We start from the raw sequence: 25,080 nt of genomic DNA, 5'->3' as shown, positions 1-25,080 counted from the left end.
AGGGGAAATGGCTGCGATGTCTTTATGGATTGTGAATGGAAAAGTATGGAACAAGGAAACGAATGAACTGGAAACCCGCCACATCCGCATGGAGAATAAGCGAATTGCCGAGCTGGCGACTGAGCTTCCCGATACAGGGAGCGCCGAGGTAATCGATGCTGCAGGAAAGCTGGTATCGGCTGGACTCATCGATATGCATGTTCACCTGCGCGATCCGGGCTTTGAATATAAAGAGGATATTGAGACCGGCACGCTGGCAGCAGCCAAGGGCGGCTTCACAACGATTGCCTGCATGCCAAATACCCGGCCGGTAACGGATACGCCGGAGACCATCCGCTACATTCTGGATAAAGCGCAAGCCAAGGGCGCGGTCAAGGTGCTGCCGTATGCAGCCATTACGAAGAATGAGCTGGGCCGCGAGCTGACGGACTTCGCTGCCTTGAAGGAAGCAGGCGCGATCGGCTTCACGGATGACGGCGTGGGCGTACAGAACGCGCAGATGATGAAGGATGCAATGGCGCTGGCGAAGTCGCTGGGCATGCCGATCATCGCTCACTGCGAGGATGATTCGCTCGTGGTTGGCGCAGCGGTGACGGATGGCAAGTTCGCCCGCGAGCATGGGCTGAAGGGCATCCCGAACGAATCGGAGGCCATTCATGTCGGTCGCGATGTGCTGCTTGCTGAGGCAACAGGGGTTCATTATCATGTGTGCCATGTCAGCACCGAGCAATCGGTACGGCTGATCCGTCTGGCGAAGCAGATTGGAGTTAAGGTAACTGCTGAGGTGTGCCCGCATCACCTGATCTTGTCGGATGAGGATATTCCGGGGCTGGATGCGAACTGGAAGATGAATCCGCCGCTGCGCTCCCCGCGTGATGTACAGGCCGTCATTGAGGGGCTGGAGGATGGCACGCTCGATATGGTCGTCACCGATCATGCGCCGCACAGCGCAGAGGAGAAGGCAAAGGGGATGCAGCTTGCGCCATTCGGGATTACTGGCTTCGAGACGGCTTTCCCGTTGCTGTACACCAAGTTTGTTCGCACAGGCAAGTGGACGCTTGGCTTTCTGCTGCAACGGATGACCGAAGACCCGGCGCGCGTATTCGGTCTGGAGTCGGGACGTCTGGAGGCAGGAGCGCCTGCCGATCTGACTATCATCGATCTGGATGGAGAGCGTGAGGTGGACCCGCAGAGCTTTGTGTCCAAAGGCAAAAATACGCCGTTTGGCGGCTGGAAGCTGCAAGGCTGGCCTGTTATGACTGTAGTCGATGGAGCTGTCGTCTGGTCCGAATAAGTCGGCCAGCGAGAATGAAAGATATACGGAACGTGAAGTTACGCTAACTAGGAGAGTGATATGTGGTGCAAGCAAGATTGTTGTTAGAGGACGGAACCTTGTTTACGGGCCAATCCTTTGGTGCAGAGGCGGAAACAACCGGCGAGGTTGTATTTAATACAGGTATTACAGGCTATCAGGAGGTTCTGTCGGACCCGTCCTACTGCGGGCAGATCGTGACGATGACCTACCCACTCATTGGGAACTACGGCATCAACCGCGATGACTTCGAGGCTGTTCGCCCTTACATTCACGGCTTTGTCGTGCGCCGCCATGAGCCGGTGCCGAGCAACTGGCGCGCTCAGTATTCGCTGGATCAACTGCTGAAGGAATATGGCATTCCGGGCATCAGTGATATTGACACCCGCATGCTGACTCGTATCTTGCGCCACTACGGCACAATGAAGGGCATCCTCACAACAGGCAGTCAGAGCGTCGATGAGCTGAAGGAGCGGCTGAATGCCTCGCCGCTTATGCGCGATCAGGTGGCCCGGACATCGACGAAGCATGTGTTCTCCAGCCCTGGCGACAAGGAGCGGATCGTGCTGATGGACTTCGGCGCGAAGAGCGGCATCCTGCGCGAGCTGACCAAGCGCGGCTGTGATGTGGTCGTTGTGCCGCATGATACGACGGCTGAGCAGATTCGCCGTCTGAATCCAGATGGCATCCAGTTGTCGAACGGCCCTGGGGACCCTAAGGATGTACCGCATGCTGTCGAGACGATCAAGCAACTGCTGGGCGAATATCCGATCTTCGGCATCTGCCTGGGACATCAGTTGTTCGCACTCGCCTGTGGCGCCGACACAACCAAGCTGAAATTCGGCCATCGCGGCGGCAACCACCCTGTGAAGGAGCTGGCAGGCAACCGTTGCTTCATTACATCGCAAAATCACGGCTACACTGTGCTCGATGACTCAATCGCAGGCACGGAGCTGTCCGTTACTCATATCAACAACAATGACCGCACGATTGAAGGGTTGAAGCACAAGGTGCACCCTGCCTTTACCGTGCAGTATCACCCGGAGGCGGCTCCAGGACCGTATGACTCCAGCTACTTGTTTGACGAGTTCCTCGACATGATTCGTGAGCATAAGCTCAACAACCCTAAGAAGCCGCGCCAGGCGGAGCTGTCGGAGACGCTGAAAGGAGAACTTCAATATGCCCAAAAATAATGAACTCAAAAAAATTCTCGTCATCGGCTCCGGACCGATCGTCATCGGCCAGGCAGCAGAATTTGACTATGCCGGAACCCAGGCCTGCCAAGCTCTGAAGGAAGAGGGCATGGAGGTTGTACTGATCAACAGCAACCCGGCCACTATTATGACAGACACGAACATGGCTGACAAAGTGTACATCGAGCCGATCACATTGGATTTCGTCTCCCAGATTATTCGTCAGGAGCGCCCGGATGGGCTGCTGCCGACGCTGGGCGGTCAGACGGGTCTGAACATGGCGGTCGAGCTGGCGCGCGCAGGCGTGCTGGAGCGGGAGAACGTGAAGCTGCTCGGCACGCAACTGACAGCAATCGAAAAAGCGGAGGACCGCGACCTGTTCCGTGACCTGATGCGCGAGCTGGAGCAGCCCGTTCCAGAGAGCGTCATTGTAACGACAGTAGAAGAGGCGGTCGACTTCGCGAATGAGATCGGATATCCGATCATCGTTCGTCCGGCGTACACGCTGGGTGGTACAGGCGGCGGCATCTGCTCCAGCGAGGAAGAGCTGGTGGAGATCGTCGCATCCGGTATTCGCTACAGCCCGATCGGCCAATGTCTGATCGAGAAGAGCATTGCCGGTATGAAGGAAGTCGAATATGAAGTCATGCGCGACGCGGCAGACAACTGTATCGTCGTGTGCAACATGGAGAACTTTGACCCGGTTGGCGTCCATACCGGCGACAGCATCGTAGTTGCGCCGAGCCAGACGCTGTCGGATCGTGAATATCAGATGCTGCGCTCCGCATCGCTGAAGATCATCCGCGCGTTGAACATCGAGGGCGGCTGTAACGTACAATTCGCTTTGGACCCGCAAAGCTACCAATACTATGTCATTGAAGTCAATCCGCGGGTTAGCCGCTCGTCGGCGCTGGCGTCCAAGGCAACCGGCTATCCGATTGCGAAGATGGCCGCAAAGATTGCAATCGGCTATACGCTGGACGAGATTGTCAACCCGGTGACCGGACAAACCTATGCTTGCTTCGAGCCTACACTTGACTATATCGTCTCGAAGATTCCACGCTGGCCGTTCGACAAGTTCACCTCGGCCAACCGCAAGCTGGGAACACAGATGAAAGCGACCGGTGAGGTGATGGCGATCGGCCGCACCTTCGAGGAATCGATTCATAAGGCGGTTCGCTCGCTGGAGATTGGTGCGCATCGCCTGCATCTGAAGGAAGCGGTGGAGCTGGATGATGCCGTGCTGTCTACCCGCCTGCAAAAGCCGGATGATGAGCGGATGTTCCTGGTGGCAGAAGCGTTCCGCCGCGGCTGGAGCCTGCAGCAGATTCAGGATCTGACCAGCATCGACTGGTGGTTCCTGGACAAGATCGAAGGGATCGTTCGCTTCGAAGACGAGCTGCGCCGCGAAGCGCTGACACCGGAGCTGCTGCATCAGGCCAAACGCAAAGGCTTCACTGACCGCGCGATTGCCGAGCTGCGTCAGGAAGGACAGCCAGGTGCGGCTTATACCTCTGAGGCGGATGTGCGTGTATACCGTCAGGAGCAAAATATGCGCCCGGTATACAAAATGGTCGATACATGTGCGGCGGAGTTCGAGGCGACTACGCCTTACTACTACTCGACCTATGAGACTGAGAACGAAGTGATTGAGACGAGCAAGGAGAAGGTGCTCGTGCTTGGCTCCGGGCCGATCCGCATCGGTCAGGGCATCGAGTTCGACTATTCGACTGTGCATGCCGTATGGGCGATCCAGAATGCAGGCTATGAAGCTGTCATCATCAATAACAACCCGGAGACTGTCTCCACGGACTTCAATACCTCTGACCGGTTGTATTTTGAGCCGCTGTTCTTCGAGGATGTCATGAACGTCATCGAGCAGGAGAAGCCGATTGGGGTTATCGTGCAATTCGGCGGACAGACTGCAATTAACCTTGCAGCACCGTTGAGCCGCGCAGGTGTGAACATTCTGGGCTCCAGCCTGGAGTCTATCGACACGGCTGAGGATCGCAAGAAGTTCGAGGCGCTGCTGCGCAGTCTGAGCATCGCTCAGCCTGAGGGCAAGACGGTCATCTCGGTCTCCGAAGCGGTCGAGACGGCAAGCGGACTTGGCTACCCGGTGCTGGTGCGCCCGTCCTACGTTCTGGGCGGTCGTGCAATGGAGATTGTCTACTCCGACCAGGAATTGCTGAGCTACATGGAGCAAGCGGTGAAGATCAACCCTGAGCATCCGGTGCTGATTGACCGTTACATGCTTGGTAAGGAAGCGGAAGTCGACGCGATCTGCGACGGCGAGACGGTGCTGATCCCGGGCATCATGGAGCATGTCGAGCGTGCAGGCGTTCACTCTGGCGACTCGATTGCGGTCTATCCGCCACAATCGCTGTCCCAGGAGATTAAGGATCAGATCGTGGACATTACGATTAACATTGCCAAAGCGCTGAAGGTTGTCGGTCTGGTCAATATCCAGTTCGTCATCCATCAGGAGCAGGTGTACGTCATCGAGGTTAACCCGCGTTCCTCGCGCACGGTTCCGTTCCTGAGCAAGGTAACGAACATTCCGATGGCGAACCTGGCGACCAAGGCGATCCTGGGAACGAAGCTGGCTGACCTGGGCTATGTGGACGGGCTGTGGCAGGAAGACGAGTATGTATCGGTCAAGGTGCCGGTATTCTCCTTCGCGAAGCTGCGCCGGGTAGACCCTACACTTACACCGGAGATGAAATCGACAGGCGAGGTTATGGGCCGTGATGTACAGTATGCGAAAGCTCTGTACAAAGGGCTGATCGGCGCCGGTATGAAAATTCCGACTACAGGCGGCATCATCGCTACCGTTGCGGACAAGGACAAGGAAGAAGCGATCGAGCTGCTGCAGGGCTTCTACCAGTTGGGTTATAACATTATCGCTACAGGCGGCACGGCGAAGGCGCTGGAGGAAGCCGGCATGCGCGTCACTCGCGTCAACAAGCTGAGCGAGGGCACGCCGAACATCCTCGATCTGATTCGCGGCGGCCAGGCGCATTTTGTGGTCAATACGCTGACCAAGGGCAAGCTGCCAGAGCGTGATGGGTTCCGTATTCGCCGCGAAGCGGTCGAGAACGGTGTTGTATGTATGACATCGCTGGATACCGTGCGCGCGCTGCTGAATATGCTGGAGACAATCAACTTCTCATCCCGCGCAATGCCGGTGCTGCAGAAGTAATGGAATGGGAGCGGCCTCTCGGCTGTCTGCTCCGGGGCGTGCACCCGGAGCAGGACGGCTGGCAGGCCGCCCTGCTATGTAATCATGATGGAGGGGATCGCATATGGCGGAACATCAGCGTGTAACGCGCGACGAAGCGGCAGGGCGAATTATGGTGGCACTCGATTATCCAGAGGCGTCCCATGCGGAAGGGCTGCTGAAGCAACTGGAAGGCATCCCGTGCTATATTAAAGTGGGCATGCAGTTGTATTATGCTGCAGGCCCGGCATTTATCGACAATCTCAAGGCTCGTGGCTATCGTGTGTTTCTGGATTTGAAGATGCATGACATCCCGAACACGGTCAAGGGGGGAGCGGGCAGCATCGCCAGGCTGGGCGTCGATATGTTCAATGTGCATGCGGCAGGCGGCGTCAAGATGATGGAGGCGGCTGCAGAAGGGGTGGCGCAGGCGTTGTCTGGCACGAGCAGCAGCTCCCGCCCGCTCATTATCGCGGTTACGCAGTTGACCAGCACATCGCAGCAGGTAATGAACACGGAGATCGGCATTCAAGGAGCCGTCGAGCAGGCCGTGGAGCGCTATGCGAGGCTGACACAGCAGGCTGGCCTGGATGGTGTTGTGGCATCGCCGCAGGAGACGCAGCTAATCAAGCAGGCATGCGGCGCCGCATTCAAGACGGTTACGCCAGGCATCCGGCCTGCCGGGGCGGAGCTGGGTGACCAGAGCAGGATCATGACCCCGCGGCAGGCGCTCGACGCCGGAACCGATTACATGGTGATTGGAAGGCCGATTACAGCGGCGGCAGAGCCGCGAGCGGCATTCGAACAAATTATAGAGGAGCTGATCCAATGAGTACAATTGCAATTGCAGAGCTGCCTAAGGAAATCGCCAAAAGTCTGCTGGACATCAAGGCGGTGGCGCTACGGCCTAATGAGCCCTTCACTTGGACGTCCGGCATCAAGTCTCCAATCTACTGTGACAATCGGCTGACGATGTCCTATCCGGCCATTCGCGAGCTGGTGGCAGAGGGCTTCGCCTCGCTGATCAAGCAGCAGTACCCGGATGCGCAGGTCATTGCCGGTACGGCTACGGCAGGTATCCCGCATGCGGCGTGGGTGGCGCAGAAGCTGGGTCTGCCGATGATCTATATTCGCGACAAGGCGAAGGGGCACGGCAAGCAGAATCAAATCGAGGGCAAGCTGGAGGCAGGACAAAAGGTTGTCGTCATCGAGGATCTGATCTCAACTGGAGGCAGCTCGATCAAGGCTGCGCTGGCTGTGAAGGATGCGGGCGGCGAGGTGCGGGGCGTGCTGGCGATCTTCACCTATCAGTTGTCCCGTGCAGAGGAAGGCTTCCGCGAGGCGGGCATTCCGCTGACGACACTATCCAATTACACGGCGCTCGTCGAGGCAGCGTTGGAGCTGGGCTATATTCAGGCTAACGAGGTGGCGCTGCTGCAGTCATGGCGTGAGGACCCACAATCATTCGGCATATAATATGACTTCAAGGCGCGGCCTGACAGATTTGTTAGGGCTGCGCTTTTTTTGATCTATTGATTTCTTAAGGTAATCTTTATAATTTTTACATCCAAATAACGTAACTTTTTGTCGGAGTACGCCGTCTATATTTGAGTACATGAAAAAACTCTAATGATTCTAATGCTTGGCAGTTGTCGATCCGAATCATCAGAGCACCAGCAAGTCTAAGATGGCAGAAGTAGAGGCCGGCGGTATAGAGATACCCGCCTGCGCTTGGAATAGGAAGGGAGGTCAATGAGTTCACAATGAAATGGTGGAGAAAAGACAAGCAAGGCGTCGCAACGGCTGTTGCCGACAAGGAGGGACAGGGTGCGATCCGTGAGGGCGAAGCAGACTTGGCTTCCGAAGTCGCTGCAACTGCTGAGCCAGGGCAGGATACGTCTCCCGAATCGCTCAATCAGAAGAAAACCCCAACTCTCAAGAAGCAAGCCAGCCTGAAGCAGCAGCCTGAGGAGGGCAGCAAGGCTTTCGTGGCGCCACGGCCTGTGCCGGAGGGGCCGCTGATGGAGGTTAAGGAAGTCGTTCGCACGTTTCAGGTGGGCGGGAAGCCGTTACATGTTTTGAAGGAGATACATATGCAGGTGCAGCACCAGCAGTTGGTTATGCTTCGCGGCCGGTCAGGCTCAGGAAAGACGACGCTGCTGAATATGCTGGGTGGTCTGGATCAGCCGACAAAAGGGGAAATCTGGTTTAACGGTATGCCCTTTCATAAGCTGAGCGACAATAAGCGGACGGTGGTGCGTAGGCAGGATATGGGCTTTATCTTCCAGGCGTTCGCGCTGATGCCGCTGCTGTCCGCTTATGAGAATGTCGAGCTGTCGCTGCGAATGGCCAAGGTGCCGAAGGCGCAATGGAAGCCGCGGGTAACCGAGGTGATGGAGCTGGTCGGCTTGGCCAAGCGGATGCACCATCGTCCGTTCGAGCTGTCCGGGGGCGAGCAGCAGCGTGTGGCGATTGCCAAGGCGATTGCCCATAGACCGCGACTGATATTGGCTGACGAGCCGACGGCGGAGCTGGATTCCAATATGTCGGCGCAAGTGATGAGCGTATTTCGCAATATTATTGAGACCGAAGGCGTTTCGATTTGTATGACAACGCATGATCCTACGATTTTGGAGGTTGCTGACCATGTCTATGAGATGGTGGACGGAAGATTCGTCTAACTATAATAATGAACCTGATATGAACATTAAGCCATCCGCGCGTTCCAGATGGATGAAGCGGGCGCTGATCGTGCTGCTTGGCGCGTCGCTTGCAGTAACCAGCGGCTGCTCCCTGTTGCCTGCTGAGGAAGAGGAGGAGGTGCTGCCGGTTATTAACCCGCCGCAGATCTCCAAGAAGCCGGAATATACAGTGACGACCAAAAACCTGGTATCATCCGTAACAGGCAGCGGCAAGCTGCTGTCCGTGCAGGAGGAGACACTGTCCTTCACGCTCGACGGCAAGAAGCTCAAGAGCATCAGTGTCAAGCCTGGAGACAATGTCAAGGCCGGTCAAGTCATTGCTGAGCTGGACGTCGAGTCGATGGTGAAGGAGCTGCGCTCAGATAAGCTGAAGTTCCGTTCACAAGAGATTCAGATGAAGGAGACGCTGCGCAAGCGTGACGAGATCACCGAGATCGAGTTCGAGGAAGCGAGCATCGTATTTGAACAGGCACGGCAGACGATCCTGGACAAGGAGGCCGACATTGCCAAGGCGGTGCTGACTGCGCCGTTTGCGGGAACGGTTATCTCGGTCAATGTAAAAAAGGGCGACACGATCAAATCCTATGATCCGATAGCGGTCATTGCGGACACGTCGAACCTGGTCGTTGCTGCTAATGTGTCGAAGGATAAGCTGACGCAAGTGGCCATTGGCATGCCGGTCGAGGTGGACATCAACAATGCCGGCAAGCATAAGGGCAAAGTCAAGCAGTTCCCGATGAAGCAGGAGGACGGCAATAATAATTCCGGCAATCCGAACAACAATTCGGAGAAGCCTGAGAACTTCTTGATCGTCGAGCTGGATAAAATGCCGGAGGGATTGAACCGCGGTACGCCATTATCGATCAGTATTATTACGAACCGCAAGGAAAATGCGATCGTCATCCCGCCTTCCGCGTTGCGAACGATCGGGTCGCGGACGTATGTGCAGGTGGTCGATAAGGACGGCAAACGAGAGGTCGATGTCGCCGTTGGGCAGCAAACACCCACAGAGATTGAAATTCTGGAAGGGTTGAAGCCGGGGCAGAAAGTTGTAGGTAAATAAACTATGGGAGTGCCGCTATTTCGATTTTTGTTCCGCAAGATGTGGAACACACGCTGGCTGACGATTAGTACGTTGGCGGGTCTAATACTTGCGGTCGCCTTCGCAACAAGTATTCCGATGTATGCCGATGGCGCCCTGAAGCGTGTTGTGGCTACCTCGCTAAAGGAGAATAGTACAGGGCTTCCGGCCGGCTCATTACTGATGAGGTATCAGGCGTCTGGAGGAGAGGCCACTGATCTGGCTTCGCTGGACACCGTTCAGACGTACATAAAGGAACAGGTTCCAAAGCAGATCAACTTTCCTTATCAGACCTACGTTGGAATGCTGGGCGTTCGCGGCAGCGATGTGACGCCTGAGGATCCGAGCAAGGTAGATGCAAGCCGCAAGCGCCAGATGTCGCTTGTCACGAGCAATGGGCTGGAGGATAAGGCTGATCTCGCGCAGGGGCGCTGGGTGAGCAAGGATGCAGTCGACGCAGGCGGCATTCTGGAGGCGGTCATCTTAGAGGAAGGGATGTATCGCAACGACCTCCATGTCGGGGATGTGATCTTGTACCCCGTTAGCGGGCAGAAGCTGCGCATCAAAATTGTGGGCGCCTTCACACCTAAGGATGAAACCGATCCTTATTGGTACCAAGGACTGGAAGGACAGATGAATGTCCTGCAGCTCGGCGAGAAGGCATTCCGCGAAGGCGTGTTGACCAAATACAAAGCGCCGCTTCACACGGCTAGCTGGTATTATGCATTTGATCTGCGCGAGATTCAGACCAGCCAACTGTCTCCGCTGACGAGCACATTGGAGCGTCTCAATATTGAGCTGTACCAGATGCTCAAAAACACGAAGGTCGAAATTTCCTTCGCGACCATCTTGTCCGATTTCAAGCGGCAAAGCCTGCAACTGCAGACGATGCTGTTCACGCTAGCTATACCGATGCTGGCGATGGTCTTCTACTTCATCGCCATGAATGCCCGCCAATCGCTCGACAAGCAGCGTAGCGACATCGCTGTACTGCGAAGCCGCGGCGCGGGTACACGGCAGATTATATGGATCTATCTGCTGGAGGGGCTGATGCTGGGAGCGGTCGCGATGGCTGCGGGGCCGATGCTCGGCTGGTTTATGGCGAAGAGCATCGGCTCAGCGAACGGATTTCTGACGTTTGTGGATCGCAAGTCGATTCCAGTAGGGTTCTCTACGGAGGCCTGGATAGCAGGTGGCTCCGCAGTGCTGCTGGCGATTCTGGCAACGGTTATTCCAGCTATCATCTATGCCCGTTCCTCCATCGTCAACTACAAGCAGCAGCTTGCGCGCTCCGACCGTGCTCCTGGATGGCAGCGCTGGTTCCTGGATGTGCTGCTGATGGGAGTTGCCGGCTATGGCTGGTATCTGTTCAATGAGCGGCAGATGATTTCATTCCAGACGGGGATGACCACGGATCAACTGAATGTCCAGCCGTTTTTGTTCTTTGTGCCGGCCTTGGCGATCTTTGCGATGGGACTGTTCTTCCTGAGGGTATTCCCATGGCTGCTCAAGCTGTTCAACTGGCTTGGGAAGAAGTTTCTGCCGGTGCCGCTCTATCTGACGCTGGCTCAGTTATCTCGTTCGTCCAAAGCTTACTATCCGCTTATGATCCTGCTCATTCTGACGCTGGGCTTAGGGGTGTACAATGCATCAGCAGCGCGGACGATTGACTTGAACTCAACGGAGCGTGTGCAATATCAATATGGAACCGATGTTGTCATTGAATCGGTATGGCCTGCAACACCGGAGATTCCGAAGAAGGCGCCAAGCAACAATCCCAATAGTCCTGGCGGAGGCTCTGGAGGCGGCGGTGGAAATAGCGGAGGCGGTGGGGGCGGCGGAGGCAACAATAAGCCAGCGCCAGCCAAGATGTTGTACACAGAACCGCCATTCGAGGTATACCGCACATTGCCGGGGGTAGAGGCGGCAGCGAGAGTGCTTAATGCCAAAGCCAATATTGTCGTGTCGGGCCGCTCTATCGGACAGGGTAATGTGATGGGGATCGATAATGTCGACTTCGCCAAGGTCGGCTGGTTCCGCAATGACCTGTTCCCCGCGCATCCGTACCGATATTTGAACCTGCTTGGAATGTATGAGCATGCAGCAATTATCCCTTCTAGTGTCGCCAAGAAGTTCCAGCTCAAGGAAGGGGATGTTGTATCGGCAGGAATGTCGGATGGCGTGATCGAATTCGTGGTTGTCGGTATTTTGCCGTACTGGCCGAGTCAGTACCCGGATAAGACGCCATTCATCATTGCGAATCTGGATTATATCTATGATCAGGTGCCGATGACGCCATACAAGGTATGGCTCAAGATGGAGGACGGCGCGAAGACAACGCCGATCGTTAAGATTTTGCTGGATAAAGGGATTGAACTGGCATCTGTCGAAGATGTTCGCATCGAGCTGGCTACCCAGGCGAAGCATCCGACACGCGGCGGGGTGTTCGGCATCCTGAGTCTTGGCTTCCTGGTGTCCGTTATCGTCTCACTGGCTGGCTATGTCCTATACTGGTTCTTCAATCTGTCAGGTCGGGTCGTGCAATTCGGCGTCCTGCGCGCGATGGGGTTATCCAAGCGGCAACTGACCGGGATGCTGCTGCTGGAGCAGGTATTCACAGCCGGCTTGTCGATCGGCTTGGGCATCTTGATCGGACGTATCGCCAGCGTGCTGTTCCTGCCCTTCCTGCAGACGGCGGATAATGTGGCGACCTCAGTGCCGCCGTTCCGAATTGTATTCGATATGAGGGATACAATGCAGATTTATTATATTGTAGCCTTTATGATGCTGACCGGGGCGACCATGCTGTTCCTGCATATCCGCAGACTGCGTGTCCACCAGGCAGTGAAAATGGGAGAGGAGCGGTAAGCGCGTGATCGAATGTGAAGGCCTAGTTAAAATCTACAAGTCCGATGATCTCGAGGTAGTCGCGCTCCAGGGCTTGAATCTGTCCGTTCGCAAGGGCGAGATGATGGCAATTATCGGCAACAGCGGCAGCGGCAAATCAACGTTGCTTAATACGCTGGGGGGGCTTGACCGCCCCTCGGCCGGTTCCGTTCGCGTCGGCAAGTGGGATCTGCTCAAGATCACCGACGACAATCTGGTTCACTACAAGCGCGATACCGTCGGCTTCATCTGGCAGAACAATGCCCGCAACCTGCTGCCGTATCTGACTGCGCTGGAAAATGTGGAGATGCCGATGATTCTTGCCGGCAAGCTCGATCGGCCCTATGCCAAGCAACTGCTGGAGTGGGTCGGGCTCAAGGAGCGGATGAAGAACAAGCTGCATCAGCTCTCCGGTGGGGAGCAGCAGCGCGTAGCCATTGCGATCTCTCTGGCTAACAAGCCGGAGCTGCTGTTGGCTGATGAGCCGACGGGCTCAGTCGATAGCCGCACCTCCGATATGATTATGGACATTTTTCGCAAGTTCAACTCCGAGCTTGGCATTACAATCGTAATCGTGACGCATGACCTGTCGCTGGCTGGCAAGGTAGACCGGGTAGTTGCTATCCGCGACGGTCTGACGAGCACAGAGTTCATCAAGCGTAATCCGAACCTGGATCATGCTGCCGATGCACACGGCATGGGTGCGCTGCAGCAGGTGCATGAGGAGTATGTTGTTGTCGACCGGGTCGGCAGGATGCAGATCCCGAAGGATTATTTGCAGGCGCTCGATATTACAGACAAGGCGTCGCTAGAATTTGACGGTGAGAAGATCATTATATCCGCACCGAAACCATTAGAGGGGGAAACAAAATGAAGTGGCGTAAAACGATTGTAACGGGGATGTGTTTTGTACTGACAGCCTCTATGCTGGCAGCATGCACCAAAGGAAGCGGGGAGACCAGCACCGAGAAGAGAGTGCTCCGAATTGGAGTTATGTACGGTAGCAAGGATAATGAATCCTACTTCCGCCAGCAATATACAGATACGTTCGAGGTGCTGAACGGAGATATAGAACTTAAGATTGAATACGCTACGGATTACAATAAGATGTATAACAGGGGAACCGACGAGCAGGAGGAGCAGCCTGATCCATACGAGGAGTTCCTGAAGCTGATTACCGGAGACAATCCGGTGGATGTTGTCATAGCTGACTCCCCTGATGTTATGGCTCGACTCATTCAGGAAAATAACATGAAGGATCTGGACCCGCTCATTCAGCAGGACAAATTCGACATTGATGCTTATGTGCCGACTGTGCTTGAGGGCATCAAGAGCTTGAGCGGCGACAACAAAATCTATGCGCTGACGCCTACCTTCACCTCCTCTGCATTATTCTACAACAAGACGTTGTTTGATGAAGCTGGAGTTGAGGTGCCGCGTAATGGCATGCAGTGGAGCGAGGTTATCGACCTGGCTCGCCGTATGACGAAGCCTGAGGATGAGAAGAAGCAATACGGTCTCATGCTGAACCGTTATAGTGATGGATTCTCTAATACGCAGTCGCTGGCTGCGCCGCTCCAACTGAAGATGTATGATGATAACATGGATACGATGCTCGTGAATAACGAAGGCTGGGAGAAGATCTGGAATACAGTTATCGATCTTTACAAGGAAAAGATTATCCCGACGAACGAAGATATTTATGCATTTTACAACGAGAATCAACGGGAGGATGGACGCTATGTTCCTTATATGGATGATCTGTTCATACAAGGTCGCGTAGCGATGATGATTTCTAACTCCTATTACCTGAATGATTTGAGAAGCGCCAAGGATCAGATGGAAGAAGGATTCCAGTTCCCGGAATGGGATGTGGTTACAGTCCCTGAGCATCCTGAAGCGCCAGGCATCGGCGGCGATATTTCACTGAGCACGCTGATGGGCGTGAACAACAAGGCGCAGAATCCAGATGACGCCTGGAAATTCATCAAGTTTATGAACAGCAAGGAATGGGCAAATATCAAATCCCGCAGCACCTATGAGATGGTTGCCCGCAAGGAGTTCCTGAAGCCGCTGGATGGGATGACGTATAATATTGAGGCCTTCTATACGATGAAGCCGACACCGCCGCAAAGCACCAACAGCTCCAGCCTGTACAGCAAGTACCCTTACTACTACGACGCAGTCTTTACTCCAGGGCAACAATTGTTCCAGGAGGTGCTGTCCGAGAAGAAGACGGTCAAGGAAGCGTTGGCTGAATGGGAGACGAAGGGCAATGCCAATCTGAAGAAGATGAAGGAGAATCCGAAGCAGCCGCTGGTCGATTATTCAGCGGATGGCGGCATTATTCGGGACATCTACTAAGAGACGCTATTCATGTTCATGCAAGGACACCCCGTTCTTCGGTTGGCTGTATGCTGGCCGTGGAACGGGGTGTTCCTATAAGATCGCAAGCAGGGATGCAGGGGAAAGGGGGATGAAATGCCACATAGAATAAAGGGAACTGTCGGCCTGCTTGCTGCTGCACTGCTGACCGCAGCGTTGGCTGGCTGTAGTGAGAGCAAGCCTGACCTGCAGCCGGAGCGGCATGTGCTGCGAGTGGGCATCCTGCATGGGGGCAGTGAATCGGAAGAGTTGTTCCGACAGCGCTATACGGATGCATTCGAGATGATGTACAGCCATGTTGAAGTGGAGCTGGTACCTGCACTGGATGAATGGGGGCGGGATCGTCGGACGGGAGAGCCGCCGGTCAATGAGGCATCAGCCCTGGGAACGCTCATGAGCGGTGCTGATCCTGTGGATGTTGTATTTGCCGAGTCACCTCAGATCTATGCCCTCATTCGTGATCATCGGCTGATGGAGCTGGATTCCTTCATTGCTAAATCCCGCCTCGATCTGAGTACCTATGCGCCGGGTGTGATGGGGGGAATCAAAGAGATGGGAGAGGGAAAAATCTATGCTTTGACCCCTACATTTACTGCGTCCGGCCTGTTCTATAATAAGGAGCTGCTGATGGAGAAAGGAATCGAGCTGCCGCAGGAGGGGGTGACCTGGGACACCGTATTTCAGCTAGCGCGCCGTATAGCTGATTCGGAGCGGATGCCGCAGGTTTTCGGGCTGCTATTCAACCGATTCACGGGCAACGGCTTTCGAGATGCGATGCTTCTGTCCGAGCAGGAGCAGCTCCGGCTGGTGGATGAGGGGCGGGAGCGCATGCTGGTCAATACCGATTCCTGGAAGCAGCTATGGACAGAGATTGCGGCTCTCTATATCGATCGGATCTCGCCCACGTCACGTGATTTCCAACCCTCCTCGGATGAGGGGGAGGAGCATCCCTATGCAGACGACCTGTTCATTGGCGGCCGCGCTGCTATGTTACTAGCCAATTTCAGTTATGCCAATGAGCTGGCGGAGGCGCAGCGGCAACTGGAGGGTAGTGGATTCCGAGTTCCGCAATGGGATGTGATGCCCGTGCCTGAATCGCCTAGTGTGCCAGGTGTAGGCGCTGGTATGGAGCTGGGCATGCTGATGGGAATCAACACGAGAGCTTCGAACCCTGAGGATGCCTGGCGTCTGGTAGAGCTGATCAATGGGCCGGGGTGGGCACGCACGATGGCGCGTAGCGGCAGCGAGCTGCCAGCAAGAGCCGAATATGCCTCCGCCGCGGCTGGCGCCGGGTACAACCTTGATGCGTACTATCGTCTGCGCCCGGTACCACCAGACATTCGCGAGTTGAGTACGAGCTTTCCGTATTATTATGATGTGATCTATTTGCCGGGCTTGAAGCTGTTCCGTAACGTGCTGGAGGGACGCATGACCGTGCCTGAGGCGCTAGCCGAATGGGAATGGCGCGGCAATATTAGCTTGAAGCAGATCAAGGAGCATCCCGAGGGCCCCTTTGAATTTGACGATCTGGGGATCATCGCACCCAAGTAAGCAACATAGGCCGCCGTCCGCTCTGAATGAACGGGTCGGCGGCTTATGTTGGGTTGTGGGCTCAGCGCTTGAACGTTAGGCCTGCATTGTGGTGCTTATGGTGTAATCGATTATGAACTGCGTGCAGCTCTCATATTTGGTGACACAGCATACAGCATGACGGCGGTCGGCGGAAGCAGTGAACGGAATCATGAACCAGCAAAAATCTGGGCATGCTAGCAGTAAGACACCCCATCTCATGTCTGTATTAGGAGGCCAGCATATGAAGTGGATTTATTGGGTAAGATTGTATGAGACCAAATTCCAGGCCGGTTGCCTGGTGAAGCGGATGGAGGATGACTGGTGGGTCTACGGCTATAACAGCCCCAGCGAGGCGGAGGTGTTCCGTTCCAGAAGGGGAAGGTATGGTGTACGCTTTAAGGTCTAAATTTAAGGTTTAAAGGTTAAGGCATAAAAATTTTAGATGTAGCTTGACGAAACCGTTTGAAATATGGTATATTTTATCTTGTCGCCATTAATGGTGGCATGTAGTGAATGACGCGGGGTGGAGCAGCTCGGTAGCTCGTCGGGCTCATAACCCGAAGGCCGCAGGTTCAAATCCTGCCCCCGCAACCAAACTTACAATCCATGCGGTCACCGCATTAAGGGCCCTTAGCTCAGTTGGTTAGAGCGGTCGGCTCATAACCGATTGGTCGGGGGTTCGAGTCCCTCAGGGCCCACCTTTTATTTTCATGTCCATGAGACACGGTGGCTACGAATGATAGATTTATAGTGTGCAAGAGAAGGTCAGAGGAATCGACCTCCATACGGCACATCATGATTGAAGGCATTCACATTACATCCCTGCCGGGGTGGCGGAATTGGCAGACGCACAGGACTTAAAATCCTGCGGTAGGTGACTACCGTACCGGTTCGATCCCGGTCCTCGGCATATCTTTGAAGAGTCTAATCCCTTGCTACGGTAAGGGATTTTTTTTATGCGTAGTTTTCGATTCTCCATATTTAAGAAGATTGAGCGTCATTTTTACCTTTGGGGGCGGATTGGGGACGAAATTTAGGATCGAATCCATTGAGGTACGCTGTTGCTTTTACAAGTAAAATATATACATTTTAGTATTTATATAATATAATAATGAAGTTATAATTAATATATGAAATAAATTCTAAAAATAACTCAACTTTCGAACTTTATGCCGCAGTGCATGAAGTGGTGTTTTACTATTTTCGTCAAGCTAACAACCAGTTGGGCTTCAAACCTTAGCCGCATGTACTGTTGAAATGATTTTGGCACTTCGCAGGCGAGATAAATAACTTTTGTTGGGGGTAAAAATTTGGATCAGAAGCGGATCGTATGTATTGGACTGGGGCCTTCTAACTTGGCTTTAGCAATAGCATTAACAGAATCTCAGCATGAGCACGAAAGTGATGAATGGATTTTTATTGAGAAAAATGATGCCGTTCGATGGCATTCCGACATGCTGTTGGAAGGCTCGAGACTTCAAATTTCTTTTTTGAAAGATTTGGTTACTCTTCGAAATCCGACAAGCTTCTTTACTTTTATTAATTATCTAAAAAGCCAGGGAAGACTTGATTATTTTATTAACAGGGGTACATTCAACGCTAGCCGCCGAGAGTTTATGGACTATTTAAATTGGGTTCACCAAAACTTGCCAGCCCATTTGTTTCAGATGTCAAGCACCGTTGAAAGCGTTTCCCCGATAAGGGGCCTAGACGGGACTGTTGAACAGGTTGAAGTAACAGGGACAAGTGCGAATGGAGAGCGGTTCCGAAGATTGGCGGATCGTTTGGTTGTTGCAGTTGGTGGAATACCGGCTGTTCCCGATGTATTCCGCAAGTTTCGAGGCGGCAGGTTGTTTCATTCCTCTGAATTTTTAACGGGCCTCAAGACACACTGCTCAGACAAACAAGCCCATCTGCGATTCGGTGTGGTTGGTTCAGGACAAAGTGCAGTCGAAATTATTCATTACCTAAGCGAGAACTACCCTTTGGCTCAGGTTCATTCGATTTTTCGTAAATCGGCATACAAGCCAGCAGATAATAGTCCATTTGTAAACGAGGTGTTTTTTCCTTCCGCGACGGATTTTATGTATAACATGCAAAATGACAACAAACGCAGACTATTGCTCCGCGATTACTGGCAGACGAACTATGCAGCGGTAGAAATGGATTTGCTGGAAAGTTTGTATGAGAAACTTTACGCCAGTCGAGTGTGCGGTGAGGAAAGAATTCACATACATAACTATAGCGAAGTAGATGAGTTGGAGGAAGTCAATAACAGGTATAAACTGGGGCTCAGTCATGTCATGACAGGGGAGGTCTCCGAATTAGAACTTGATGTAATCGTGCTGGCCACCGGCTATGAACGGACTAAACTTCCAGCATTTCTCGATCCTATAGCTTCATACATCAATAGATCTAATGATAGGTTCTCTATCAGCCGTGATTACAGATTGCAAATGACCCCATCCTTTAAACCTACAATCTATGTTCAGGGGATGTCCCAGCTTACCCACGGCATCTCTGATTCTTTACTTAGCGTTCTGGCTATGCGCTCACAAGAAATATTGGAGTCAATACTACAATTGAATTGCGAGGAATCAGATGCGCTTCATACGGAAGAGGTGTTGAGTTAATTATGTATATTCGATTCATTACCCCAGAGGATTTGAGAAGCGAATATGGTATTCAAATGCGGCGAATATAATAATATATTGCAAAATCCGACAATTTCAATTACTATTTTCGTAATTGAATCATGCAGAGCTCCGGTTGCAGATGAAGTGATAGAAATGTCGGTGCACCTTGGCTGATGCGAGAGGAAGAGGTCCTTAGATGATTGGTTTTTTCAGAAAGCGCTTGGTGATGCGAATTGCGGCGACCGTTACATTAGCGATGGTGGTAATCGCGGCAATCGGTCTGCTGCTGCAGCTATCCAATATGAAACAGGCCGCTCAGGAGGCCATCGCAAGCTATAATATTCGGATCGCAGAGAGCTATGTGAAGCGTCTGGATACGACAGTCTATGCTGAATTCGCCCGGCAGCCGAAGAAGGATGCGCGCTTTATCGCAATCAGGGATGAGCTGGATGAGTTTCGTGAACGCATCGGTGCGATGTATGTGTATTTTGTGCGAATCGACGATCAGGATAGACCGCTTATTGTTGTAGATGGCATGAAGGACCCGGACAAGGCCTCGGACATAGATGAGGTCACCGACATTCCGCCGGAGGCGGTCAAGGAATTACAGCAGGGGAGGAGCGCAAGCTCCAGTATTATTGATAATCAGGATTACGGACAGTATATGTCCTCCTATGCTCCCATCATGGATAGCGGCGGCGCCTTGGTCGGCGTGATCGGCATCGATGCATCTGTTCAAGTGATCGGGCAGATCGAGGCCGACCTGCTGCGTGCGAGTGCGCCGCTATACGTCCTGCTGGCGGGGATAACTATCCTCGGCATTGCGGCGGTATTATGGGTTATCGTGCGAGGACTTCGCCCGCTCTATCCGCTCAAGGCGAGCGTTAACAAGATGGCTGGCGGCGAACTGGCAGAGGCGGGACGGATATTGAGAGCGTACCCATTGCGAGGCGAGGATGAGATTGGAAGCACGTATGCTGCGATGCTGCATATGTCGGACAATCTGAATAAAATAGTCAGCGACATGGTCGCTGGCGTTGCGTCCACAACAGTGGTGTTGACGGAGTCGACAGAGCAGTTCCGCCGTGATGCCGCTGCGTTGATGGATATGAACAGCGTCGTAGACACCTCGGTAGAGCAGATTCGGCAAGGCGCACACGCTCAAAAGCAAGGCGCGGGGGACAGTGCCAAAGCAATCGAGGAGATTGCCAAGGGGATCGCAGACATCTCCGAATCGTCGACGGCTGTTTCCGATGCAGCGGCTGAGGCGCTGTCGAAGGCGCAGAGCGGGCAACAGAGCATGACAAGGATGAAGGAGCAGATCAGCAGCATCTCATCATCAGCGGCGGAGGTGTCGGCACGGGTACAGACATTGAACGGCTACTCCTCGGAGATTGGCGGGGTGCTGGATACGGTAAGAGATTTTGCAGCACAGACGAAGCTGCTGGCACTGAATGCCTCGATCGAGGCTGCTCAGGCCGGTGAGCATGGAAGAGGCTTTGCAGTGGTCGCGGCAGAGGTGCGCAAGCTCGCGGAGGCTTCAGCAGCTTCTGTGCAAGCGATGTCCAGTCTGCTGCTCGGTATCGAGCAGGAAGCTGCGCAGATCGGTGTTCAGATGAGGACGGCCGTTCTAGAGGTGGGTGAAGGAGTTGAACTCACAAGGGAAGCAGAAGCCACGTTCACGCATGTGCTCGATGCCTTCCAGCTCGTTGCTGGCAGTATTCAGGAAGTATCGGCTGCCGCAGAGGAGATAACAGCGGGTGCTGAGGAGACGGAATCGGCGGTACAGACCATCTCGGGTATCTCCGCTGAGGTCTCTGACCGATCGGATGAGATCTACCGACTGACGGGAGAGCAGTCGGGGATGTTCCGCAAGATCGCAGAGCTGTCCGAACGATTGCAGCAACAGACGAGGGAGATGACGGAGGCAGTGGGCAAGGTGAAGGTATAGGTATTGGAAGTCAGGCTACATAGATCAGCGTGAAGGTATCGCGTTGTTTAAGTACGAAGCCTTATCGCAAGGTGCGATGGGGTGGGGTGCAACCATGTAGTCGACTGTGAGAACGTCCTATGCAGGCAGGGCGTTCTTTCGTATGTAGGGACAGCTTGCCAATGCAAAAAGAGCCCTAAAAATAAAAAAAGAAGCCAGGGCGGCCTCCATTTTTATCGTTAGAGGTGCTTCTGCTCCAAAATCTGCTGTTCAAAGTCTGCGGCGTAATTGCTCATGCAATTGCAATAATAGTCCTTACGGCAAATCGGGCAAGGCATATTAAGCAGACGGTTCACGCCGATAATTTTCCATTCTGGATTTTTGCTGAAAAACAAGCGGCATTTCGCCTGGTTCGTCAGGGTGACGACGAATTGATGCAAGCCATTTTCTTCATTGCGATCCGAAGCGACGATTTCTTTAATAACCGGTTTAAAGGCCATGTTGTCCCACCTATTCCATTGGATTAACAAATTGCTTAGTAAGCATAACTTTTTTCAGCTTATGTGTCAATAAGTCCTCTAGCTTTATTGTTGCCTAAAGCGTCATCATTTATAATTAAACTAGTTCTGCTATTTTTCATTATTTTGGGCAGTGATAATCGTCATCACTCACTATAGCAGACAGGCTGCCAAAGACCGATTCGGCACCGTTATGACTATATAAGCGCTATGTAGCTAGGACGAGCTTATATATCGACATGAACGAGAGGATGCCGTGCTCAGACGGCGTCAGCGGCTTACACTTGTTGGGAGGCGTTTTTTGTATGGCAATCATCTTCAGAAACGACTGGGCGGATTGGCTGCAGTCCGAGCTGGAGCAGGAGTATTACCAGGAGCTTCGCCGCTATCTGGCGCAGGAGTACAAGACCAAGAAAGTTTACCCGGACATGCATGATATATTTAATGCACTGCATCATACTTCCTATGAGAATACGAAGGTGGTTATTATCGGGCAAGACCCCTACCACGGCCCAGGGCAGGCGCATGGGCTCAGCTTCTCGGTGCAGAAGGGAGTACGCATCCCGCCATCACTGCAAAATATATACAAGGAATTGCATAACGATCTCGGCTGTCCGATTCCCGATCATGGATCATTGGTCAAATGGGCCGAGCAGGGCGTCCTGATGCTCAACAGCGTGCTGACCGTTCAGGCAGGCAATGCGAATTCCCATCAGGGAAAAGGCTGGGAGCGGTTCACTGACCGGATCATCGAGCTGCTGAATCAGCGGGAACGCCCGCTGGTGTTCATCCTATGGGGCAAGCATGCCCAGGATAAGGCAGCCTATATCGACCGCAATCGACATTGCGTGATCGCTTCAGCGCATCCGAGTCCGTTCGCTGCGCACCGTGGATTTTTTGGCAGCCGCCCGTTCTCGCGGACGAATGAATTCTTGCAGTCGATCGGCGGTCAGCCTATAGAATGGCAGATTGACTAGTCTCGACTTACCATCGCGAGTTGGCGTCCATGTTATCCGAGACCGTAAAGACAATTTGTTCAGATGTCCCATTATGCAATGGAGGAGACGGTTATGAAGATTAGAAAATTAAATGGTGACGAGACCTGCCCTATGCATCTGTTGCTGTTGGCTGATCCCTCTCAAGAGCTAGTTCAGGATTACTTAACTAGAGGAGAATGTTACGTATCCGAGGTGGACAATGAAGTCGTTGGGGTTTATGTGCTTTTGCCTACAAGACCTGAGACGGTAGAACTGGTTAACGTCGCGGTAACAGAGAGCATGCACGGCAAGGGCATAGGAAAAAAACTAGTTCTACATGCCATTGAGGCCGCTAGATCGAAAGGCTACAAAACGATCGAAATAGGGACAGGAAACTCGAGCGTAGGGCAGTTAGCGCTGTACCAAAAATGCGGCTTTAGAATAGTTGGCGTCGATGTGGATTTCTTCCTTAGACATTACTCCGAAGAAATCTATGAGAACGGAATACAGTGCAGGGATATGATTCGACTATCTCAGGATCTGCATCTGTAGTTGTAGGGAAATCTCCTCAAACCTCTCCGTACATAGAACGACGCGCAAGACAAAAGCGTCGGCGAGCAGCCTTCATGCTTCATGGGCTGCCTGCCGACGCTTTTAGTTTTATTGCACACGATTGTCACAATCGAGACTCAAGGGCTACAAGACTATTCGTTCTTCTCGTATTGCTTCAACAAGGCTGCCAATTCATCCTCCACCGCCTTATCCTTGCCCAGCGCGGCAAACTCTTCGTCCAGCGAGCGCTCCCTGGTGTTCATAACATTGCCGGCCTCCGCCTGAGCCTCCATCTGGAGCATCTTCTCCTCCATACGCTTTAAGCCCGACGCGGCCGAATCGGCGTTGAAGCCGGACACCGCCTTGTTGATCTCCTGTTGAGCCTTGGCGGCATTATAGCGTGCAACAAGCGTATCACGCTTATTCCTCATCTCCTGCAGTTGCTTGCGCATCTCCTCCAGCTTGGCGCGGAGCTGATCAGCAGAGGCCTTGTTCTGGTCGAAGCTGGCCTTATATTCATTCATCTTCTGCTCGGCAGCCTTCTTCTCCTCCAGCGCGCGGCGGGCAAGATCGATGTTCTGCGCTTGTGCAGCCAGATGAGCTTGCTCATTGCGCTTCTCCACAAGTGCCGCTTGATCCTCATACAGCAGCTTGAATTTCTTCTCCAGTGCAATCTGGGAAGCTACGGCCTTCTCAGCATCCTCCAGATCTTCTTGCATGTCGCGAATATATTGATCTGTCAGCTTGACCGGGTCCTCGGCCTTCTCGATCAGAGCATACACATTGGATAGGGTTAAATCACGCAGTCGTTTAAATATAGACATGGTAGATGTTCCTCCTTATGGTTCATATGGTAGTTATGTATTAGTACGCGCCAATATACCGAGTGGTTTCATATCTGAGCAAAAAAAGCGATCCATAGAGGATCGCTCGGTACGGCTATCGTGTGCGTCTTTAGCTAGCATGGTATTTTCCCTTGGAGATTACAGGCACATGCGGGCTGGAGGTGGCGGCTTCTACCAGCTTGATGCTCGTATATTGGCTATCGATATAGGTGGATACCGAAGCATCTGTAATGACTTGAGGATACATCTTATCTGGATCAGGCTCGACTACCTGGACGGTGATGGTTGCTTCCTTGCCTGCAAAATCAATGGATGCGACACGCAACCCATAGCCTGGATGTCCGACCGTAGCTGTAATCGTCACTTTGTTCACATCGTCGTTCACTTTGCTGACTGTATGCTTTAGTTCAAGACCGTAGGACGGCTGCTGAGGCTGCTGACTGGATTGGGACTCGACAAATTGGATTGCGCGGTAGATCCAGGCTGCTGCTTCACCTCTAGAGATAGACTGTTGTGGCTGGAAGCGTTGCTTGTTGTCCAGCTTGGCAATATTCATAATGAGCAGCTTCTGGACGCTATTCATATAGGTGTCTGTAACTTTCTTCGCGTCATCCATTAGAATATAGGGTTCGATCCATTCGTACTCACCCGTCCGCTGTATTCCGTTAAATAAGTAATGGGCGAACTGTTCCCGTGTAATACGTGCTGACGGATCAATATCCTGGGGAAGCTCCAACTGATTATACTGCGCGATAATGAAGGCTTGCGAATACCAGGTGTTATCCTTGGCTTTCGTATAATAATCGCTGACCTTGGGTTCTTTAATAAAACGCAGGTTGTTAATGTTCAGATCGAACGCCTTGACGATAAGTACGACTGCTTCTGCATTGGTCAGCTTCGCCCCCGGCTTGAACTGGTTGTGCTTGTCACCGCTAATAATACCGCGCTGCTTCAACCCCTCAATCTCGTTCTTGAAGTCGTGGTTCTGAGTGTCCTTGAAGGCCCATGCGGATTGGCTAACCCCGACCAGTGCGACCAGTGACATCAGCATAAGCATTAGGATACGTTTCTTCATTTGTCTCACCTCGAAAATGTATGTTGTTATTATTCTGCATGCTCTGGCTGCATATCCAAGTGCCCCCCGGGCATGCCAGCAAGAAACCGGCATAAGGCATCAAGAGCTCTGCAGTTATTAGTGTAGACGCAGACTGGCAAAATAATGTTGCGCTCGCGCAGTGAGGGCCAAAGACTCATTTTTGCAGACGATCTCC

The 25,080-nt window shown here is 53.1% G+C and carries 19 protein-coding genes and 3 tRNA genes; 19 read left to right on the top strand and 3 right to left on the bottom strand.

The features are described 5' to 3' along the window. Positions 1 to 16: 16 nt before the first annotated feature. From pyrC to ACY1JZ_RS10225, 17 genes are all read left to right on the top strand, one after another. Positions 17 to 1,294, top strand: a complete 1,278-nt coding sequence (gene pyrC, locus ACY1JZ_RS10305) for a dihydroorotase (protein WP_270172161.1) — start codon at positions 17 to 19, stop codon at positions 1,292 to 1,294. Between the two features lie 65 nt (positions 1,295 to 1,359). Then, entirely contained in the window at positions 1,360 to 2,505 is a 1,146-nt protein-coding gene (locus tag ACY1JZ_RS10300) for a carbamoyl phosphate synthase small subunit (RefSeq protein WP_270172160.1), read from the top strand. Further along, entirely contained in the window at positions 2,492 to 5,707 is a 3,216-nt protein-coding gene (gene carB / locus ACY1JZ_RS10295) for a carbamoyl-phosphate synthase large subunit (protein WP_462629104.1), read from the top strand. Before ACY1JZ_RS10300 ends, carB begins: the two co-directional genes overlap by 14 nt. A gap of 103 nt (positions 5,708 to 5,810) precedes the next feature. Further along, positions 5,811 to 6,557 carry an orotidine-5'-phosphate decarboxylase gene (gene pyrF, locus ACY1JZ_RS10290; protein WP_270172157.1) on the top strand — a complete coding sequence of 249 codons (747 nt, stop codon included), beginning with the start codon at positions 5,811 to 5,813 and terminating at the stop codon, positions 6,555 to 6,557. Next, positions 6,554 to 7,201, top strand: a complete 648-nt coding sequence (gene pyrE, locus ACY1JZ_RS10285) for an orotate phosphoribosyltransferase (RefSeq protein WP_270172156.1) — start codon at positions 6,554 to 6,556, stop codon at positions 7,199 to 7,201. Before pyrF ends, pyrE begins: the two co-directional genes overlap by 4 nt. A gap of 287 nt (positions 7,202 to 7,488) precedes the next feature. Beyond that, entirely contained in the window at positions 7,489 to 8,406 is a 918-nt protein-coding gene (locus tag ACY1JZ_RS10280; RefSeq protein ID WP_462629103.1) for an ABC transporter ATP-binding protein, read from the top strand. Next, positions 8,372 to 9,490 carry an efflux RND transporter periplasmic adaptor subunit gene (locus ACY1JZ_RS10275; protein WP_462629102.1) on the top strand — a complete coding sequence of 373 codons (1,119 nt, stop codon included), beginning with the start codon at positions 8,372 to 8,374 and terminating at the stop codon, positions 9,488 to 9,490. The genes ACY1JZ_RS10280 and ACY1JZ_RS10275 overlap by 35 nt, the downstream gene beginning before the upstream one ends. 3 nt (positions 9,491 to 9,493) lie before the next feature. Further along, complete coding sequence (locus ACY1JZ_RS10270) at positions 9,494 to 12,376, top strand: ABC transporter permease (RefSeq protein ID WP_462629101.1); 2,883 nt, start codon at positions 9,494 to 9,496, stop codon at positions 12,374 to 12,376. Positions 12,377 to 12,380: 4 nt separating this feature from the next. Further along, positions 12,381 to 13,268 carry an ABC transporter ATP-binding protein gene (locus ACY1JZ_RS10265; protein WP_270172148.1) on the top strand — a complete coding sequence of 296 codons (888 nt, stop codon included), beginning with the start codon at positions 12,381 to 12,383 and terminating at the stop codon, positions 13,266 to 13,268. Beyond that, positions 13,265 to 14,758, top strand: a complete 1,494-nt coding sequence (locus ACY1JZ_RS10260) for an ABC transporter substrate-binding protein (RefSeq protein ID WP_462629100.1) — start codon at positions 13,265 to 13,267, stop codon at positions 14,756 to 14,758. The genes ACY1JZ_RS10265 and ACY1JZ_RS10260 overlap by 4 nt, the downstream gene beginning before the upstream one ends. 117 nt (positions 14,759 to 14,875) lie before the next feature. Beyond that, positions 14,876 to 16,330 carry an ABC transporter substrate-binding protein gene (locus ACY1JZ_RS10255; RefSeq protein ID WP_462629099.1) on the top strand — a complete coding sequence of 485 codons (1,455 nt, stop codon included), beginning with the start codon at positions 14,876 to 14,878 and terminating at the stop codon, positions 16,328 to 16,330. Between the two features lie 262 nt (positions 16,331 to 16,592). Then, complete coding sequence (locus ACY1JZ_RS10250) at positions 16,593 to 16,757, top strand: hypothetical protein (RefSeq protein WP_270172144.1); 165 nt, start codon at positions 16,593 to 16,595, stop codon at positions 16,755 to 16,757. Between the two features lie 111 nt (positions 16,758 to 16,868). Beyond that, positions 16,869 to 16,945 (top strand) — tRNA-Met (locus ACY1JZ_RS10245). Between the two features lie 30 nt (positions 16,946 to 16,975). Continuing rightward, positions 16,976 to 17,049: transfer RNA gene (locus ACY1JZ_RS10240), tRNA-Ile, on the top strand. Between the two features lie 126 nt (positions 17,050 to 17,175). Then, positions 17,176 to 17,261: transfer RNA gene (locus ACY1JZ_RS10235), tRNA-Leu, on the top strand. 400 nt (positions 17,262 to 17,661) lie between these two features. Further along, the gene (locus ACY1JZ_RS10230; RefSeq protein WP_462629098.1) at positions 17,662 to 18,984 is read left to right on the top strand and encodes a lysine N(6)-hydroxylase/L-ornithine N(5)-oxygenase family protein; all 1,323 of its coding nucleotides are present in this window, start codon (positions 17,662 to 17,664) and stop codon (positions 18,982 to 18,984) included. A gap of 199 nt (positions 18,985 to 19,183) precedes the next feature. Beyond that, a complete protein-coding gene (locus ACY1JZ_RS10225; RefSeq protein WP_462629097.1) occupies positions 19,184 to 20,938 on the top strand; it encodes a methyl-accepting chemotaxis protein in 1,755 nt (584 codons plus the stop codon). A 218-nt stretch (positions 20,939 to 21,156) separates the two neighbouring features. On the opposite strand, the gene ACY1JZ_RS10220 is transcribed toward ACY1JZ_RS10225, so the two are convergent. Next, positions 21,157 to 21,417, bottom strand: coding sequence for a hypothetical protein (locus tag ACY1JZ_RS10220; RefSeq protein ID WP_270172141.1), 261 nt, complete (start codon positions 21,415 to 21,417; stop codon positions 21,157 to 21,159). Between the two features lie 323 nt (positions 21,418 to 21,740). Between ACY1JZ_RS10220 and ACY1JZ_RS10215 the strand changes: the two genes are divergently transcribed. Both ACY1JZ_RS10215 and ACY1JZ_RS10210 read left to right on the top strand, forming a co-directional pair. Beyond that, entirely contained in the window at positions 21,741 to 22,412 is a 672-nt protein-coding gene (locus ACY1JZ_RS10215; RefSeq protein WP_270172140.1) for a uracil-DNA glycosylase, read from the top strand. Between the two features lie 93 nt (positions 22,413 to 22,505). Further along, complete coding sequence (locus ACY1JZ_RS10210; RefSeq protein ID WP_462629096.1) at positions 22,506 to 22,964, top strand: GNAT family N-acetyltransferase; 459 nt, start codon at positions 22,506 to 22,508, stop codon at positions 22,962 to 22,964. A 152-nt stretch (positions 22,965 to 23,116) separates the two neighbouring features. On the opposite strand, the gene ACY1JZ_RS10205 is transcribed toward ACY1JZ_RS10210, so the two are convergent. Further along, positions 23,117 to 23,788, bottom strand: coding sequence for a PspA/IM30 family protein (locus ACY1JZ_RS10205; RefSeq protein WP_462629095.1), 672 nt, complete (start codon positions 23,786 to 23,788; stop codon positions 23,117 to 23,119). A 130-nt stretch (positions 23,789 to 23,918) separates the two neighbouring features. Beyond that, positions 23,919 to 24,884, bottom strand: coding sequence for an S-layer homology domain-containing protein (locus tag ACY1JZ_RS10200; protein ID WP_462629094.1), 966 nt, complete (start codon positions 24,882 to 24,884; stop codon positions 23,919 to 23,921). Between the last annotated feature and the right edge of the window lie 196 nt (positions 24,885 to 25,080).

Source organism: Paenibacillus sp. J5, from assembly GCF_054955055.1.
Note: the sequence above shows the minus strand (reverse complement) of the source record. Positions and strands in the feature narration are given on the sequence as shown.